Source organism: Pseudomonas pharyngis, assembly GCF_021602345.1.
GTDB lineage: Bacteria > Pseudomonadota > Gammaproteobacteria > Pseudomonadales > Pseudomonadaceae > Aquipseudomonas > Aquipseudomonas pharyngis.
This window is the reverse complement of sequence record NZ_BQID01000023.1, coordinates 1-18,130: the sequence shown is the minus strand read 5'-3', so window position 1 is coordinate 18,130 and position 18,130 is coordinate 1. Positions and strand designations below refer to the sequence as shown.

Genomic DNA, 18,130 nt, shown 5'->3' with positions numbered 1-18,130 from the left:
GATATCTGGCCCTCACCCTAGCCCTCTCCCAGAGGTAGAGGGGACCGATTGGGGGATATTGGTGAGATACACCGACGTGAAAGATTTGCGCTGAATCCATAATCGACTCGGTGTTTCAGGTCGATGTATAGCGCAAGACACCTCGGTCAGCTCCCTCTCCCTCCGGGCGGTCCGACGTTTCGGGAGGGCTGGGGTGAGGGAGAAATCTGCCTGACACCCCGCCAACTCCGCTACTCCACCGACCGGCTCACCGCCCCTTCGCCAACTCCATAATCATCCGCGACAACAGATAAATCCGCGGCGCCACACTCTCCACCTCCGCGTATTCCTCCGGCGTATGAATGTTGCCGCCGACAATCCCGAACCCGTCCAGCGTCGGTGTCCCCACCCCGGCCGACAGGCTCGCATCCGCCGCCCCGCCGCTGCCTTCTTCGGTCAACTTACGGCCGATTTCACCGTAAATCCCTTGCGCCATCGCCATCAAACGATCCGACTCCGCCGTCTGCGGCATCGGTGGCAAGCCGCGTTGCAATGAAGTCTTCACTTCGGTGTCAGGAATCAGTTTGTCCTGGGACACCCGCGCCAGATCCTTCTCGATCCGGTCGAACTCTTCCGGCACCGCCGCCCGCACGTCAGCCTTGGCCGTGGCCTGATCCGGGATTACGTTGGTGCGGTCGCCGGCCTTGAGCACGGTGAAGTTGATGGTGGTTTTCCTGGCTTCGTCGCCCAGCTTGCCCAGTTGCAGGATCTGATGCGCCGCCTCCATCGCCGCGTTGCGCCCCAGTTCCGGCGCGACGCCGGCGTGGGCGGCCTTGCCCTTGACCTCGACCAGCGCGGTGGCGCTGCCCTTGCGCCACACCACCAGTCCATCCGCCGGACGGCCCGGTTCGAGGTTGAGGGTGACGTCGTGAAGTTTGGCGGTTTTCTTGATCAGGTCGGTGGCGACGTCCGAGCCGGTTTCTTCGCTGGCATCGAGCAGGAAGGTGATTTGCGCGTAGTCCTTGAAGTCGAGATTCTTCAGAATTTTCAGCGCGTAGATGCCGGCGACGATCCCGCCCTTGTCGTCCATCACGCCCGGCCCGTAGGCGCGGCCGTCCTTGATGTGGAATGGTCGCTCGGCGGCGGAGCCTTCCTTGAACACCGTGTCCATATGCGCCATCAGCAGGATTTTCGCCTTGCCGGTGCCTTTGAGCGTGGCGAGCACGTGGTTGGTTTTTTCCGGCGTATTGGGCACCAGCTCGATGGTGGCGCCGAGCTTTTTCAGCTCGTCGATGGCGATGTCGCTGACTTGCTTGAGCCCCGGCTCATACCCTGAACCGGAGTCGATATTGACCAGGCGCTCGAGCAACTTCAGGGCTTCGGGCTTGTATTGCTCGGCATCGGCCAGCACTTGTTTGTGCGGTTCGGCAAAGACACCGGAGGCTGCAAAAGTGAGGGACAGACCGGCCAGCAGAGAACGACGGAATTTGAACGTCATGAATCAATCCTTGTTTCGTGTCGGGTACTGAACCGTACCTGACATCGCCCCGAGGCTCCATCCCGGATGCGACACCCGATCCGTTCAAACCGAATCGAATACCTCGCGCCGCGGCTTGTCGTCGCTGCAGCAAATCACCCGGTTACGCCCGCCAGCCTTGGCTTCGTACAGCGCCTGGTCGGCGTCATCGAGCCAGCGTGTCGCGTCGCCTTGGGCCGGATCGAGTGCCGCCAGACCGATGCTCAGGCTGACTTTCAGCGCCGGGTTCTGTTCGTACACCAGAAAGGAAAAACGCTCACGCAAGGCTTCCATCGCCTGCACCGCATTGAACAGCGGCAAGTCCGGCAGGATCACGCAAAATTCGTCACCGCCGTAGCGCCCCGCCACATCGGCCATGCGCAGGTTCTGCTTGAGCATCTTGCTCAGCTGGCGCAGGACGATATCGCCGGCCACATGGCCGTAGGTGTCGTTGATCGCCTTGAAATGGTCGATGTCGATCAGCGCAATCGCCGCACCGCTCTGCTGGCGTTTGCAGCGTTGAAACTCGACTTCCAGTTGATCCTTCCAGGCGCCGTGATTGAGCAGACCGGTGAGGCTGTCGGTGCGGCTCAGCGCCAGCAATTCGCGTTTATGCAAGCCGAGAGTGTAGGCCTGGCGAAAGCAGATCCAGCCCAGCGCCAGCGGATACAGCATCAACAGCGGCAGACAGGCATAGAGCTGTGCCGACGTGGTCATCGGGACGAACGCGGGGGCAAATACCACCAGCCCGACGCCGACGCCAAGCAACTGCGCCGCCGCGCCGGCCAGCAGAAAACGCAGGCCGCCGATGGCGACGTTGTTCATCGCCATCATCGAAATGGTCGTGGCACTGGGCAAGGGATTGAAGTGCATGGCGGCGACCCAGAAGCCACCGAGAAAGGCGTCGATCAACAAATTACGGTGTTCGGCGTGGTACGGAACCTTCGCCCGGCGCGCCCATTGATACGCGAGGTGCGGCCAGACCAGGCCGTTGAACAGCATCACCGCCCAGACCCAGGCCGGCGGATCGAGTGGATACATCGCGACGCTCACGCACAAAAGCCCCAGAACCAGCCCGAGGATTCGCGATGTATAGAGCCTCCTGGCCAGTGAAAGTCCCTTTCCTCCCGTTCTTCCCATAGGGGCCTCGACCACTCGACGGCACTGCGCAGACCGCAGACCCGATGTATTGGGAGTCTATCAGGGCAACGTCAAATAGCCATCACCGGCCAGCGGGCCGAATACCCCGTCATCAGCACCACACGGCGAGCAAATGATTGGCTATACATGAAAGGAAGAAAATGGAAAAAAGACTCTAAGAAGGAGGCCCATGCAGACCTATCAAGTGTTGATCATCGGCAGCGGTTTTGGCGGCCAGTGCGCGGCGGTCAACCTGCTCAAGGCCGGTATCGACGACTTTCGCTTGCTGGAGCGCCGCGACTTCTTCGGCGGCACCTGGTGCCAGAACACCTACCCCGGCGCGGCGGTGGATGTGCCGTCGCCGCTGTATTCCCTATCGTTTGCGCCCTATCGCTGGACGCAGATGTTCGCCGAACAGGCGGAACTGCACCGCTACACGGACCATGTGGTCGAGCGGTTTGGCCTGCGCGACCGAGTGGAACTGCAGGCCAACGTCGAGCGCGTCGAATGGGACGACGCAGAAAAACGCTGGGCCGTACACACCGGCACCAAAGGCACTTTTTATGCGCAGTTCCTGATCAATGCCACCGGGCCGCTGAGCCAACCGGTTATCCCACACTTTCCCGGCCAGGATCGCTTTCAGGGCAAGACCTTTCATACAAACAATTGGGATCACAGCTACGACTATCACGGTAAACGCGTGGCGATTGTCGGCAGCGGTGCCAGTGCGGCTCAGGTGATTCCGGCCATTGCACCGAAGGTCGCCCAATTGCATGTGTTTCAGCGCACAGCGCATTGGGTGCTGCCCCGGGCCGATCGTACGTTCGGGCGATTCCAGCGCTGGCTGCTGGGTCTGAAACCGGCCTACAAGCTGCTGCGCTGGATGATCTACTGGCAGTTCGAAACCCGGGTTATCGCCTTCAAATATTCGAAACCGGCGATTCACATGGTGCAGAGCCAGGCCCTGAAGTTTCTCAAACGCCAAGTGACTGACCCCGAGTTGCGGAAAAAACTGACACCGGACTTCACCATCGGCTGCAAACGGGTGCTGCTCTCCAGCACCTACTACCCGGCACTGACCCGGCCCAACGTCATGTTGCACAGCCGCGAGCAAGGCATCGCCAGCCTAGACGAAACCGGCATCGTCACCACGGACGGCCAGCACATCGACGTCGATCTGATCGTCTGGTCGACCGGTTACGACGCCACCGACGGCGTGATTTCCTACCCGGTCAGCGGAAAAAACGCTGTGCAACTGCGCGATGTCTGGGCGCAGTACCCGCGCGCCTACCTCGGCACCAGCCTGCCGGACTTTCCCAACCTGTTTATCGTCACCGGGCCGAACACCGGCATCGGCCACACCTCGGCGCTGTTCATCATCGAATCGCAGATGAACTACATCCTCGACTGCATCCGCACCTTGCAGGCCAAAGGTCTGCGCAGCATCGAGGTTCGCCCCGAAGCAGAACGTACCTACACTCAGATGATTCACCGGGAGATGGAGCGCACGGTCTGGAAAACCGGCGGCTGCCACAGTTGGTATCAAAGCAAAAGCGGTCATGTGATCGCGATGTTCCCCGGCTTCAGTTTCAGCTACCACCGGTTGACCCGGGCGCTGAAACCGGCCGACCACATTCTGTCTTGAACAAGGAAGACCCACGATGCTTTTGCTGTTTGTCGCCCTCGCGGTTTTCGTGGCCTGGAGCTGGTTGAGTTACCCGGCGGTCGGCCACTGGCTCTACGATCTGAGCGCGGCCCTGGAGGCCAGGCTGTACCGGTTGCACAAGATTGAAGTGCCGATTGCCGAAATGACCGTGTCGACCTGGCAAGGCGGGCCTTATGAAGCGTCGAGCAGCATTTTGATGCTGCACGGCTACAGCGCTGAAAAAAACCTGTGGCTGCGCTTCGCCCGGCATTTTGTCGGGCAGTACCGGGTAATCATCCCGGACCTGGCCGGCCACGGCGAAACCGGCTTCAAGGCCGGCGGTGGCTACGATATTCCGGTGCAGGCCAAGCGCATGATCCAGTTGCTCGACGTTTGCGGCGTCGAGAAAGTCCATGTGATCGGCAACTCCATGGGCGGCTACATCGCCGCGTGGCTGGCAGCGACCTACCCGGATCGCATTGCTTCGGTGGCGCTGATCGACCCGGCGGGTGTCACAGCGCCCGAGCCCAGCGACATGGAGCGCCACCTCGCCCGTGGGCACAATCCGTTTCTGATCAATTCCCGGGAAGAATTCCGACGTTTCTATGCCATGACCATGGCCTCGCCACCGTGGGTGCCCGGTCTGGTGCTCGACGCGATCGCCCAGCGCTACGAACAATGCCGCGACGAACTGGAAGAGATCTTCCGGGATTTTCGCGCCAGCCCGCCGATGGAACCGAAACTGCCGGACATCAAATGCCCGGCGCTGTTGCTCTGGGGCCGCAAGGACCGGTTGATCGACGTCAGCAGCGTACCGGTGTGGAGCAAAGGCATCAGCAATCTGCGGGTCGATGTCTGGGACGGCGTCGGCCATATGCCGATGGTCGAACAGCCGTCGAACACGGCACGTCTGTATCGGGAGTTTCTGGGGGAAAACTCGCGCCAGGACAGGTAAATGGTCAGTCGTTGGCAGAATGAAGTTCGTAGGATTCTTCGTTTGCCCGCGTCGGCGAAGGCTGCGATCTTTTCCGACATCCTTTACGTGACCGTGCCAGGAATTTTTTTCATGACCGTGCAGCCTTTCGTCAGCCCCGACCTGATCCGCCAACGCTTCTCCAAAGCGATGTCCGACATGTACCGCGAAGAAGTGCCACTGTACGGCGCGTTGATGGAACTGGTGGAACAGACCAACCGCGACGTGCTGGCACGCGAGCCGCAAGTCGCCAGACAACTGCACAGCACCGGCGAAATCGAACGGCTGGACATGGAGCGCCACGGCGCCATCCGCGTCGGCACCGCCACCGAACTCGCCACCCTCGCCCGTTTGTTCGCAGTGATGGGCATGCAACCGGTGGGCTATTACGACCTGACCCCTGCCGGGGTGCCGGTGCATTCCACGGCGTTCCGGGCGGTGCATGAAGATGCGCTGCAGGTCAGCCCGTTCCGGGTGTTCACTTCGTTGTTGCGACTGGAGTTGATTGAAGATCCTGAGCTGCGGGCCTTTGCTGAATCGGTGCTGGATAAGCGTTCGATCTTTACGCCTTCGGCGTTAAGGCTGATCGAACAGGCTGAATCTGCTGGCGGCCTGAATGATTCCGAGGCCGGGGAATTTGTCCTGCAAGCGCTGGAGACTTTTCGCTGGCACCATAGCGCCACCGTCACTGCCGCTCAGTACCAGACCCTCAGCACCCAGCATCGCCTGATCGCCGATGTCGTCGCGTTCAAGGGCCCGCACATCAACCACCTGACCCCGCGCACGCTGGACATTGACATCGTCCAGGCGCAGATGCCACTGCACGGCATCACGCCCAAAGCGGTGATCGAAGGCCCTCCGCGCCGGCAGCACCCGATCCTGTTGCGTCAGACCAGTTTCAAGGCGCTGGACGAGCCGATCGCCTTCACCGACCAGACGCAAACCCGCGGCAGCCACAGCGCCCGCTTCGGCGAAATCGAACAGCGTGGCGCGGCGCTGACCCCCAAGGGCCGTGCGTTGTACGACCGGCTGCTGAACGCGGCACGCGATGAACTGGGCGATTTCCCCAACGAAGCCAACGCCTCACGCTACAACGCGCTGATGGCCCGGCACTTCAGCGAATTCCCTGACAGTCTCGAGGGCATGCGTGAGCAGGAATTGGCGTATTTCCGGTATTTCCTGACAGACAAAGGGCTGGCGGCGAGTCGTCCCGCTGATGCTTCGCTGCAAGGGTTATTACGCGACGGCTATGTGAAAGCCGAACCGCTGGTGTACGAAGATTTCCTGCCAGTCAGTGCGGCAGGGATTTTTCAGTCGAACCTGGGGGACGCGGCGCAGACACACTATGGCGAGCATTCCAATCGACAGGCGTTCGAGTTGGCCCTGGGGCGTTCGACCATTGATGAGTTGGGCCTGTATGCCGAAACCCAGCAACGTTCGATTGAGGAATGCCTCACTGCAATTGCCCGATCCGCGTGAAAAGCGGCGATTGGCCATACTGCGCAAGAAGTTGCGCACTCGTTTCGTAAAAATGCTCACCGATTCCGCTGGAGGCCATGTGTTTCAAGGCCTCCAGCCAAGTGCGCAAGAAGTTGCGCAGTACTGCGCAACTTCTTGCGCACTTTGAGCTACCTGGCTGATCAAAAAACGCTCAAACCCGCGATGCAGAGCGGTGAAGTCCCCGGCTCCCGGGGACGTGGCAAAAGCTGGCACGCTCCTTGATAACAGTCAGGCACCCACCGGGCGATTTCGCCTCCCGGGCACCCTAACTTTATCCGCAAGGAGAGCATCCCATGGCAACACCAGCGTACATGTCGGTTACCGGCGAAAAACAAGGCCTGATCACTGCCGGCGCCTTCACCGCCGACTCCGTTGGCAACACCTACCAAGAAGGCCACGAAGACCAGGTTATGGTTCAGGCTTTCAGCCACGACGTGATCATCCCGCGTGACCCACAATCCGGTCAGCCAACCGGTCAGCGCGTTCACAAGCCAGTGATCATCACCAAGGTCTACGACAAGGCTTCGCCACTGCTGCAAGCCGCTCTGACCTCCGGCGAGCGCATGAGCGAAATCGTTATCCAGTGGTACCGCACTTCGGCTCAAGGCACCCAAGAGCACTACTACACCACCAAACTGGAAGACGCGATCATCGTCGCCATCAACAACAAGATGCACAACTGCCAGGATCCATCGAACGCCCACTTCACCCACCTGGAAGAAGTGCAGTTCACCTACCGCAAAATCACCTGGACCCACGAAGTATCCGGTACTTCGGGTTCCGATGACTGGCGTGCTCCAGTCGTTTAATTACGGCTGATCGTTACAAGCATCGGCCAGCTCTGCTGGTCGATGTTGTTTACGCCCCTCCAGAATTTCGCGTGCGTCGATCGTTAACGGTCGACGAACGCCGCTGTACAGCACGAGGAACAAGGGATGTTCGCGCCGGCCAATGAAACCCACTTTGCCCTGACCATCGAAGGTCTTTCCGCCGATTTCCAGGTGTTTACCCTGACCGGTCGGGAAGCCATCAGCCAGCCTTTTGTATTCGAGGTGGAGCTGGTCAGTGAGCAGCCGTCGCTGGACCTCGAAACCCTGCTGCACAAACCGGCCTTCCTGCAGCTGTCGCCCGACGGCAGCGGTATCCACGGCCTGATCTACCGCGCCGCGCAAGGCGATTCCGGCAAGCGCCTGACGCGCTACTCCGTGACCCTGCGCCCGCAACTGGCGTATCTCGCGCACCGAATCAACCAGCGGATCTTCCAGAACCTCAGCGTGCCGAAAATCATCGGCAAGGTCCTCGAAGAACACGGCATCCAGGGCAACGCCTACGCGTTCCAGACCGGTTCGATCTACCCCGACCGCATTTACTGCGTGCAATACGACGAATCGGACCTGCATTTCATCCAGCGCCTGTGCGAAGAAGAAGGCATTCACTACCACTTCCAGCACAGCGCCACGGGCCACAAACTGGTGTTCGGCGATGACCAGACGGTGTTCAAGAAACTGGCGCCGGTGGCCTATCAGCAGGACTCCGGCATGGTCGCCAGCAACCCGGTGATCAAGCGCTTCGACCTGCGCCTGGAAACCCGCACCAGCCGCACCACCCGCCGCGACTACGACTTCGAAAAACCGCGCCTGACGCTGGAAAGCGAAAACCGCGGCGACGCCCTGCCCGACCTCGAGGACTACGACTATCCGGGCCGTTTCATCGACCGCGAACGCGGCAAGCACCTGGCCAAACGCGCCCTCGAACGCCACCGCAGCGACTTCCAGCTCGCCGAAGGCAAGAGCGACCAGCCGTTGCTGGTCAGCGGCCATTTCCTCGCACTCAAAGAACACCCGAAGGCCAAGTGGAATGACCTGTGGCTGCTCACCGAAGTCCTGCACGAAGGCAAGCAGCCGCAAGTGCTGGAAGAGTCGGTCACCAGCGACACCACCGCGCTCAAAGACGATTTCCATCAGGGCTACCGCAACCGCTTTCAGGCCACCCCGTGGGACGTGCCGAACCGCCCGCCCCTACGCCACCCGAAACCGCGCATCCTCGGCAGCCAGAGCGCCGTGGTTACCGGCCCAAAAGGCGAAGAAATCCACTGCGACGAATACGGCCGCGTCAAAGTCCAGTTCCACTGGGACCGCGACGGCCAGGCCGACGACAAGACCAGCTGCTGGCTGCGCGTGTCTTCCGCCTGGGCCGGTGCCCAGTACGGCGGCATCGCCATCCCGCGCATCGGCATGGAAGTGCTGGTGACGTTCCTCGAGGGCGACCCCGACCAGCCGCTGATCAGCGGCTGCCTGTACCACAAGGAAAACACCGTCCCCTACGCCCTGCCGGCGAACAAGACCCGCACCACCTTCAAGACCCTGAGCTCGATGGGTGGCGGCGGCTTCAACGAACTGCGCATCGAAGACAAGAAAGGCCAGGAACAGATCTTCCTCCATGCCCAGCGCGACTGGGACGAAAACATCGAACACGACCAGAAAATCCGCGTCGGCAACGAACGCCACGACGTCGTGGAAAAGAACAGCTACACGGAATTCAAGGCCGAAGAACACCACACGGTTTACGAAGACCGCAAAGTCGAAGCACGGGCCAACGACCACCTGACCGTGGGCGTGAACCAGCACATCAAGATCGGCACCGGGCAATTCATCGACGCCGGCCAGGAAATTCACCTCAGCAGCGGCATGAAGGTGGTGCTGGAAGCCGGGGCCGAACTGACGCTGGTCGGCGGTGGCAGCTTCATCAAGATCGATGGCGGCGGCGTGACCATGAGCGGGCCGGCGATCAACATCAACTCCGGTGGTGGACCGGGCAGCGGCACCGGTGCCGCCCCACTGCTGCCGGGCGTGTTGAAGCAGGCGGATGCCGACAAGGCTGGTGCCGTACTGACCCCGGCGCAAATCAACACCCTCAAACGTAATGCGCCGTTCTGCGAAGAGTGCGAAAAATGCAAGGCAGGTGCCTGTGCCATCTAATCGACTGACACCCAAAGACTGGCTGGCGCAACAGCCGCTGCAAAAAGACGAACGTCTGTATCTGATCGTCAGCGCCGCCAGTGATGCCGAAGCGCTCAAGGCCTTGTATCAGAGCGAACCGTCCGTGCAGGCCATTCCCGTCTGGGGTGGAACACCCTACTCCACCTGGCAACCGGTGATGCCATACGTCGCCGAACTCAAGGCCAACTCGGCCTTCCTGCCCTGGATCACCGAAACCGACGCCCTCGACTGGGGCTGGCTGGCGGTCTCCCGCTCGGAACCCAACGAAGTTTTCGAACATCTGCGCAGTTTGACCCAGGTGAAAATGCCGGACGGGACCGAAGTGTTTTTCCGGTTCTGGGATGGGCGGCATATTTATCCGATTCTTGAAGGGCTGGGTGAGGCGGCTGGGGAAGTGTTGCCGGTGTTTGAGCGGTATCTGATTAATGGGCGGAGTCTGGAAGTCGGGCCGAGGGTGGTGCCGAAGGCGAAGGATTGGCCGTGGTGGGAGGTGCCGAAAGACCTGCTGGACAGCTTGATGGCCGAAAATCCGTCGACCGTAATCGGCAACATGATGCAGTGGCTGCTGGACGAACATGCCGACCTGTACTTCTCGTTCCCGGAATCGAACCTGCAAAAGAAAGTGGCGCGTTTCGTAAAACGCACGCCACTCACGGAAGAAAATTTTACCGGCCTACTGAAGGCCCATCTGGAAAGTGAGGTAGATGTATGAGCCTGGGCGAAACTTTTATTTATCTCACCGAGAAACAACCAGACCCCAAAAAAATAATTGCCGAGTTCAAAAGCTGCCTTTCAGATTATCGTTCCAAGGCCAGATACTTACCTGGTCTTGACCTGGAGCAACAGTTTCAGGTCGGTGACGAGGTATTAAAACCTGCACCTAAAGACAGTAAAGAAAGGGCCGTAAACTATGCAACCTGTCCTGAAAATGGAAAGCTAACGCTCATTCATAGCTTCGAGTCCGCAAGGTTTGTTCCGATTGGAAACACACCAGTCGAGCTAGTACCCGTCGATAAAGAAAACAAACCGATGGGGGCCGCCCTAAAGAAGAAAATCGGCCCTAGCGGAATTGAGGTTATTTCCGACCTCACGCCACACCAACGGTATCGGGTCTCCTTCTTTCCGAATCCGACTCCTGCTGACCTCGAACGCCTGTTCAAATCCTATGATGGCGTCATGGGTGATTTGACCAAATGGCTTGAAAGTGAGTGGAGCACAACATGCCTGCCACTCTGGAAAGAGCACAGCAACGCATCCTTGTCAGAAAAACTCTGGCAGAAAATGCAAGCAGACTGGGATGGTTTCTGGAGCTTCATAATGAGCATTTGGGGCGACATCAAGTCGCTCTACGAGTTGGTTACCAACCCTCGAAAAAATTATGAAAAGCTCAAGAAGTACTTCACCGAAGAGGCAATCAAAAAGATATATAACTCATCGAAGGAGTCACTACGAACCGCATTCTTGATTGCATGTGATGAGCCACTTCTATGGGTTTATATCTCTGCGGTATGGGCCTGGGTCACTATGCTGCCACCGCAAACGCGGGCACAAGTTGTCGCCAGACTCAAAACTGAAATTGTTTATATTATTCTCGGGATTATCTTCACTGCCGGCCTTGGTGTTGCATTACGTGCTGGCGCCAAAACTGTCACATCAACGTTGCAGGCTGAAAAAGCTCTCAAACTGGTAGAGAAGCTCACAGCCAAGCTGATTGAAATCAGCCGCATTCGCTCAAAAGCACACGCGGAGGCAGCCGCACCGTTGAGGCTTTCCGGCGTTGGAGTGACCAACTCAAGCAAAAAAGTCGCGGCAGAGATCTCACCTCACACGGCAGCCCAATCGGCCGTTCAGCCCAAACATCCCACACCGGCTGCGGGTGCCAAGGTTGAACCGGACTCTCAGATCCACACGCGACGCAAGACTCAGAACGAAACGCGTCTGGAACAAAAAGAGTCTATTCAAAACGCTCCGGAACAATCAAAGAACCCGGCGGACAAGCCCAGCGAATGTGCAGCCAATACCTGCAAGAACGGTGATCCGGTATCCATGGTGACCGGTGAAGAGTTGCTGACACTCACCGATGGCAAATTGGCTGGCCTGCTGCCCTTCGAATGGACGCGCCTGTACCGTAGCAGTGCAGTCGAAATAGACAGTCGTCTGGGTCATGGCTGGAGTCATTCGCTCTCCCACAGCTTGCAACTCGATGATGAGGGCGTGCTGTGGACTGACAATGAAAACCGCCAGACACGCTTCCCGATACCAACCGAACAACGTCCGGCCATTACTAACAGCCTGGCTCAGGCGGCAATCTTCCTGGGTGATGCACCCGGCGAGTTGATCCTGACTCAAGCCGGATCGAGCTCACGCTTCTATCACTTCCGTGCTGGACGCTTGATAACGATCAGCGATGCCTACGACAACCAGTTACACATCAGCTATGACTTGGTGGACCGCGTCCAGCGTATCGATAACGGCGCGGGTCGCTCCTTGCTGCTACGTTACGACAACCGACACATCGTCGCAGTGGACTACCAACAACAGCGCCCTGAGTACAACGAGCGGGGCGAACGCCAGGATCCATGGTTGACCATTCAGACGCTGGTCAGCTATCGCTACAACACGCAGAACCAACTGGTATCCGCGACCAATGCCGCCGGCGAAACCGAGCATTACCGCTACAACGACCAGCACGTCATCCTTGAGCGGCAATTGGCGGGTGGCGCCAGCTTCTTTTGGGAATGGGAGCACGAGGGCAAGCATTCTCGTTGTGTCCGCCATTGGGCGAACTACTCGTCACTCGAAACACGTTACGAGTGGGACGATAAAGGTTCAGTCACCGTCTATAACGCCGATGGCAGCGAGCAAATCTATGTGCATGACGACAATGCACGTCTGGTCAGCGAAACTGCACCCGATGGCGGTGAAACGCAGAAGGCCTATGACGATGAAGGGCGACTAGTTGCGATTAAGGACCCACTGGGTGCGGTCATTGAGTACCAATACAGTGAAGCCGGCCGTCTGATAGCGGTAATTCCTCCAGAAGGCGAACCCACTCGGTACAACTACTTCAATGGCCAACTCATCGACGTCCAACGAGGTAAGGCACGTTGGCAATACAGCCGTAACCGTCAAGGTGACATCACCCAGCAAATCGACCCGCAGGGCAACGAAACCCGCTACAACTACGACGGCCAGGGCCGGCTGCTGGAAATTCATCACCCTGATGGCAGTCGCCATCAACTGGGCTGGAACAATCTCGGTCAATTGCTGGAGGAACGTCTTCCGGACGGTGGTCAGCGCAAGTATCGCTACGATGCACTTGGACGGCAGATCACCCGCCAGGACGAATTCGGCGCCATCACCCATTACCAATGGGACGCCGTCGACCGCCTGACTCAGGTCACCCTCCCCGGCGGCGCCAGCCGTACCTTCACCTACAACCCGTACGGACGCGTCACCGCCGAGCGCGATGAGCTCGGCCGCATCACCCGATACGAATACGCCGACAACCTGCATCTGGTCAGCCGCCGCATCAATCCCGACGGCAGCCAGTTGCGCTACCGCTACGACAACGCCGGCCTGCTACTCACTGAAATCGAAAACGAGCGCGGCGAGCATTACAAGCTCGACTACTACGCCAACGGTCTGATCCAGCAGGAAACCGGTTTCGACGGCCGCCGCACCGCGTACGAATACGACCTCAACGGCCAGTTGCTGAAGAAGACCGAATTCGGCGATGACGGCAGCGAACTGGTCACCGAGTATCAGCGCGATGCTGCCGGTCGACTGCTGGTGAAAACCCTCGCCGATGGCGAAGAAATACACTACAGCTACGATGCCCTGGGCCGTTTGGTGAATGTCGACGACGGACACTGGCCGCTTGCCTACGAATACGACGTGCAGGATCGCCTGATCACCGAGCATCAGGGCTGGGGCACCACGCGCTACGAATACGACAGCGTCGGACAACTGAGTCACTGCCGCCTCCCCGATGGCAGCACACTCGACTACCGTCATCTCTCAGGCGGACGTCTTAGCAGTATTGACCTCAATGGCTCACGCCTGACCAGCCACCAATTCAGCGCCGGTCGCGAACAGCAACGCCAACAAGGACTGCTGCTCAGCCAATACCAGTACGACGAACAAGGCCGCCTGCAAGCGCACAGCGTGAGCCAGCGTGAAAAAAATCTGTTCCAGCGTCGCTATAACTACGACGCCAACGGCAACCTCGCCGGCATCGACGACAGCCGCAAAGGCAACCGCAGCTACCACTACGACCCGCTGGACCGCTTGACCAGCGTACGTGGCGCGACACCGGAAACCTTCGCCCACGACCCGGCCGGTAACCTGCTCGGCCAGAACAACGAAGGCACAGCCAACCTCGCCAACGTCAAAGGCAACCGCTTGCTGATGCAGGGCGACCGCCACTACGACTACGACGCCTATGGCAACCTGATCCGCGAACGCCGTGGCACCGGACAGAAACTTGTCACCGAATACCGCTACGACTGCCAGCATCGACTGATCGGTGTCAGCCTGCCGGGCGGCAGCAATGCATCCTATAAGTACGACGCCTTCGGTCGCCGCATCGAGAAAACTGTCGATGGCCATACCACCGAATTCTTGTGGCAAGGCGAACGCCTGATCGCCGAAAGCGGCGACAACCGCTATCGCACCTACATCTACGAACCCGACAGCTTCCGCCCGCTGGCGATGCTCGACGGCGAAGGCCCGCGTAAGGCAACGCCGTTCTACTACCAGCTCGATCACCTGGGCACACCGCAGGAACTCACCGACTACAGTGGCGAGATCATGTGGTCGGCGAAGTACCGTGCGTACGGCAACCTCGCGGCGCTGGATGTCAGCGAAATCGATAACCCGTTGCGCTTCCAGGGTCAGTATTTCGACGTAGAGACAGGGTTACATTACAACCGGCACCGCTACTACAATCCGGGGACTGGCCGTTTTCTGACACCGGATCCGATCAAGCTTGCGGGTGGGTTGAATAGCTACCAGTACGTGCCGAACCCCACGGGGTGGGTGGATCCGCTGGGTTTGAATGGATGCCCACCAGATGGAGATGGTCAAGGAAACGCAACAACACCGGCAAAAAATGCCAAAGTCGATACTAAAGAACCATCAGCACCAGATGTAGAGTGGTCAAGTCCTACCGTTAAAAGGGCGTCAGCTCAGCTTGATCAAGGTGCAAAGGACGTAACTGTAAGCAGCCGAGCGGAAGCAGAAGAAATATTTAGAGGGAAATATGTAGGTCAAGGCTATAGAAACGCAGAGGAATTCAACTCAGTGACAGCTAAGGATTATTTTCAAACGCCTCAGGGCAAAGAATCTTACTACCACTGGGACGACACGCCTGTCTCCAATATTGAAACGCGAAAAGTTTATATGGCGAACCACAGCCCAACAGACCCACATGCTGCTATGCCTCATTTGCAGCTACATCCAAAAGATGGAAAAGTCATCCGAATTTATTGGCCGAATCCGTTCGAGGGACAAAAATGACAGCGCAAAAATATATCCCACGAAGTGTTTGGTATGGGCTTGACGGGACAGGCTACGACAACATTGCGCAAGAGCTAGAATCCGATGAACCATCATTAAGAAAATGGATTTCAGTTTATGCCATTTACAAGTACTCCTTCACCAACGACCCAAACCAATACTACGATTTCATCCACCATTCAAAAAGCTTCCGATACGCGATTGTAATATTTACAATTCCTACCGAAACACTTGAAACAAGCGACGGCATAGATGACCGCGATATTACTATCGAAAAAATAGAAACCATGAACTCCGAGGATGAGATCAACGCTCTACTTGAAAAACTCGATATCAATCCAGAGCTTTTCACTACACCATGGCGCTGTGAATATCCGCTATAACCACCAAATCGAAAAAAGAAAAAGCAAAAAATCCAAAGCGAAATCCAAAGTGACAGATATATTATTTGAAGAAAATAAATCTGCCCCTTTTCAATCATACCTTCGCACCTAAGAGTTGGACTGGCGCAAAAATACTGAAAGTTAATGATGAAGTAGCAGCAGAACCTAGAAAGATTTTAGGAAATGAACCTGGAGCTCTCGTCACAATCCAAAGGGGACAGATTTATTATTTTTCGCTGAGAAAAATACATCTGCCCTCTTTTCAATCCTAGCAATTAAAGGGGGCAGATTTATTATTCATTAAAGAAAATAAACCTGTCCCCTTTTCGCTCTGAAAGCCTTGACAAAAAAGTAAAAGATAATATCAGCACCCTATTTCGACGACTAAGAAAAGAATACGACAAAAAAAAAACGAAAACCCATCGAAGCACTCCTTTGAGCAAGAGCTTCAAGAAGTAAAAAACAATGGCCGCGCTATAGACATTGAAAAAACTTAACAAAACCATGAGCCCAATAAAATTCAAAAGGATAGATTCACTTTCGCTAACAAAAATTAATCCTTCCTCTTTTTAATATTTATTCAGCAAGGAGCCTTAATTGAAAATAATATCAGTTCCCCTTAACGCACTTGCAATGCAACGCCTTGACATGGACGAAGCTCAACCAGGTGATTTAGCTGAACTAATATTGACGAATGATCAATACGCCGACCTCTCCAATTCTGGAGTGGTTGAAAAAATCAATAAAGCTTTGGGAACGCTAATTGACGAATACGAAGATGAATCCATCAAGGGGCAGAAAAATCTAGGAACCACGCTTGCATTCTTTAGCGAGGCGTTTAACAGTAGCCATCTTGAAGTATTTAATGACATAGTAAAGCTAAACAAAATAGCAATTGAAAAAGAGACTGGAATATTTTTTATTTTTAACCAACGTACCTAATAAAAATCAAACGATGAAGATTCATTTTCAGCTTAATAAAACACCCCCCCTTTCTAGAACATTAAAACTAGAGGGCACAGATTTATTTTTTCGTTAAAGAAAATAAATCTGTGCCCTTTTCAGTCAGAAAGCCAAAGTAAACGACCAAAATTTACAGATTTATTCTTCATCGAAGAATATAAATCTACCCTTTTTCACCAGTCAATTTTTAATGACAAAAAATCGTCTCACTTACGGAAAAATCAATGTTAGAAAACAATAAAACAATAGAAATCAATGGAGAGGACGCCCTTGAGGTTCTAGCGGAAATTGAATTTATCTTGATTTCGCTGCACAAGATGGGAAGCTACTATTGCGACAAGCCTGTCAACGATTATCAAAAAGCGACTACCGATTTTATTGACAACGAGAAGGTGACTCAAAGACTTGCGAAGGTGAGAAAAATCATCTCTACAAAATTTTATTCAACCCTCGGAGAGGATGACATGGACGATATTGAGCGTCATATGGAAGGAATCCAATTTTGGAAGCCTTAGACAACCTTTCTCTGCTATTCCAATAATTCGGGATTAACTCTAAAAGCCATTGGGCATTTTTTAGATTTTTCAATCAAAGAAAAACCTCATCAAAAACCCTCCCACTAATAAACTCATGAAAATCACAATATCTCGCATCGTTAAAATCCACACAGAAAAGACCCTTGTTGAATTCTCCACCCCTTACGGAAAAGGTCTTTCAAGCTTATTCACTCTAGAGGCAATAGAACACCGTTCCTATGACGTCGAAATAAATATTGATGATGATTTTTATTGGGGTAAAAACATCTCCACATCAATGAGCAACACACCATCAATTCGCCACGAATCAGAAACAACCTATATAACAGCAGAGCTGATTTCTATTAGCAAAGATGGATGCGGCTCGCTAAAACTCGGCAACTCCATCATCCTCATCTCACTAAAAAACGAAAATAGAGATCTTATTTTTCCGAGCTTTATAGAGATTTCAGCCATTCAAATCACCCTATACCCAACCAACACCTGAGCAGTGCTCAAAAAGCCCCCTCAAATACCCCTTGGATATCATTAAATGAACACAAGCAAAATCATCACTCTCGGAGCCAAAATAACTCTCGATGACATTTCCCAGCTTGATCAAACAATCGACACTTCTCTCGAAATAGAAAACTTAAAGGAAGACCTTTTTCAAGCGACTTTCCCATGCGGCCAAATACTCGATATCGGATGGTATCCAGAATTCAGCACATACGGTTCCTTTGTAATCTCTCTAATCCGCAATCAAGACTGGCAAAATCCTACTCATTGTGAAAAAGCCAAAAACTGGGAAGAGTTCAAAATCGCGCTAGAGAACATATTGAAAAATCTGGAAAGCTAGTATCGATAAACGCTTCGGACATATGGAGTAAACCAACTGACCAAAAACTACATCACCGCTATCCGCCCTCAATCATCCCCTCCAACACCTCATACTTAACCACCACCCGATTCCCATACAACCGCTCCCTCTCCACCA

Annotated in this window: 14 protein-coding genes; 12 read left to right on the top strand and 2 right to left on the bottom strand. The window is 55.6% G+C overall.

The window, feature by feature from the left end; all coding sequences use genetic code 11:
- Nucleotides 1-247 precede the first annotated feature (247 nt).
- Both L6D74_RS28035 and L6D74_RS28030 read right to left on the bottom strand, forming a co-directional pair.
- A complete protein-coding gene (locus L6D74_RS28035) occupies nucleotides 248-1,477 on the bottom strand; it encodes a M20/M25/M40 family metallo-hydrolase (RefSeq protein WP_064595273.1) in 1,230 nt (409 codons plus the stop codon).
- Nucleotides 1,478-1,561: 84 nt separating this feature from the next.
- Entirely contained in the window at nucleotides 1,562-2,635 is a 1,074-nt protein-coding gene (locus L6D74_RS28030; protein ID WP_064595271.1) for a diguanylate cyclase, read from the bottom strand.
- Nucleotides 2,636-2,825: 190 nt separating this feature from the next.
- Here L6D74_RS28030 and L6D74_RS28025 point away from each other — a divergent pair, with 190 nt between their 5' ends.
- The 12 genes from L6D74_RS28025 to L6D74_RS27955 all read left to right on the top strand — a co-directional run bounded on the left by L6D74_RS28025 (nucleotide 2,826) and on the right by L6D74_RS27955 (nucleotide 17,992).
- On the top strand, nucleotides 2,826-4,280 hold the full coding sequence (locus L6D74_RS28025; RefSeq protein ID WP_236191355.1) for a flavin-containing monooxygenase: 1,455 nt from the start codon (nucleotides 2,826-2,828) through the stop codon (nucleotides 4,278-4,280).
- A gap of 16 nt (nucleotides 4,281-4,296) precedes the next feature.
- Nucleotides 4,297-5,235: an alpha/beta fold hydrolase gene (locus L6D74_RS28020; protein WP_039767801.1), complete on the top strand. Its 939-nt coding sequence runs from the start codon at nucleotides 4,297-4,299 to the stop codon at nucleotides 5,233-5,235.
- Between the two features lie 111 nt (nucleotides 5,236-5,346).
- Nucleotides 5,347-6,732, top strand: a complete 1,386-nt coding sequence (gene hglS / locus L6D74_RS28015; RefSeq protein ID WP_236191354.1) for a 2-oxoadipate dioxygenase/decarboxylase HglS — start codon at nucleotides 5,347-5,349, stop codon at nucleotides 6,730-6,732.
- A gap of 314 nt (nucleotides 6,733-7,046) precedes the next feature.
- On the top strand, nucleotides 7,047-7,562 hold the full coding sequence (locus tag L6D74_RS28010) for an Hcp family type VI secretion system effector (protein ID WP_039767797.1): 516 nt from the start codon (nucleotides 7,047-7,049) through the stop codon (nucleotides 7,560-7,562).
- Between the two features lie 126 nt (nucleotides 7,563-7,688).
- Nucleotides 7,689-9,731 carry a type VI secretion system Vgr family protein gene (locus tag L6D74_RS28005; RefSeq protein ID WP_236191353.1) on the top strand — a complete coding sequence of 681 codons (2,043 nt, stop codon included), beginning with the start codon at nucleotides 7,689-7,691 and terminating at the stop codon, nucleotides 9,729-9,731.
- Nucleotides 9,721-10,464, top strand: coding sequence for a DUF4123 domain-containing protein (locus L6D74_RS28000; RefSeq protein ID WP_236191352.1), 744 nt, complete (start codon nucleotides 9,721-9,723; stop codon nucleotides 10,462-10,464). Before L6D74_RS28005 ends, L6D74_RS28000 begins: the two co-directional genes overlap by 11 nt.
- The gene (locus L6D74_RS30265) at nucleotides 10,461-15,272 is read left to right on the top strand and encodes an RHS repeat-associated core domain-containing protein (RefSeq protein WP_373874500.1); all 4,812 of its coding nucleotides are present in this window, start codon (nucleotides 10,461-10,463) and stop codon (nucleotides 15,270-15,272) included. Before L6D74_RS28000 ends, L6D74_RS30265 begins: the two co-directional genes overlap by 4 nt.
- Nucleotides 15,269-15,655, top strand: coding sequence for a hypothetical protein (locus L6D74_RS27975; protein WP_236191351.1), 387 nt, complete (start codon nucleotides 15,269-15,271; stop codon nucleotides 15,653-15,655). Before L6D74_RS30265 ends, L6D74_RS27975 begins: the two co-directional genes overlap by 4 nt.
- Nucleotides 15,656-16,252: 597 nt before the next feature.
- The gene (locus tag L6D74_RS27970; RefSeq protein WP_236191350.1) at nucleotides 16,253-16,597 is read left to right on the top strand and encodes a hypothetical protein; all 345 of its coding nucleotides are present in this window, start codon (nucleotides 16,253-16,255) and stop codon (nucleotides 16,595-16,597) included.
- A gap of 245 nt (nucleotides 16,598-16,842) precedes the next feature.
- Entirely contained in the window at nucleotides 16,843-17,133 is a 291-nt protein-coding gene (locus tag L6D74_RS27965) for a hypothetical protein (RefSeq protein ID WP_236191349.1), read from the top strand.
- A 115-nt stretch (nucleotides 17,134-17,248) separates the two neighbouring features.
- Nucleotides 17,249-17,641, top strand: coding sequence for a hypothetical protein (locus L6D74_RS27960; RefSeq protein ID WP_236191348.1), 393 nt, complete (start codon nucleotides 17,249-17,251; stop codon nucleotides 17,639-17,641).
- A gap of 45 nt (nucleotides 17,642-17,686) precedes the next feature.
- Entirely contained in the window at nucleotides 17,687-17,992 is a 306-nt protein-coding gene (locus L6D74_RS27955; RefSeq protein WP_236191346.1) for a hypothetical protein, read from the top strand.
- Nucleotides 17,993-18,130 lie beyond the last annotated feature (138 nt).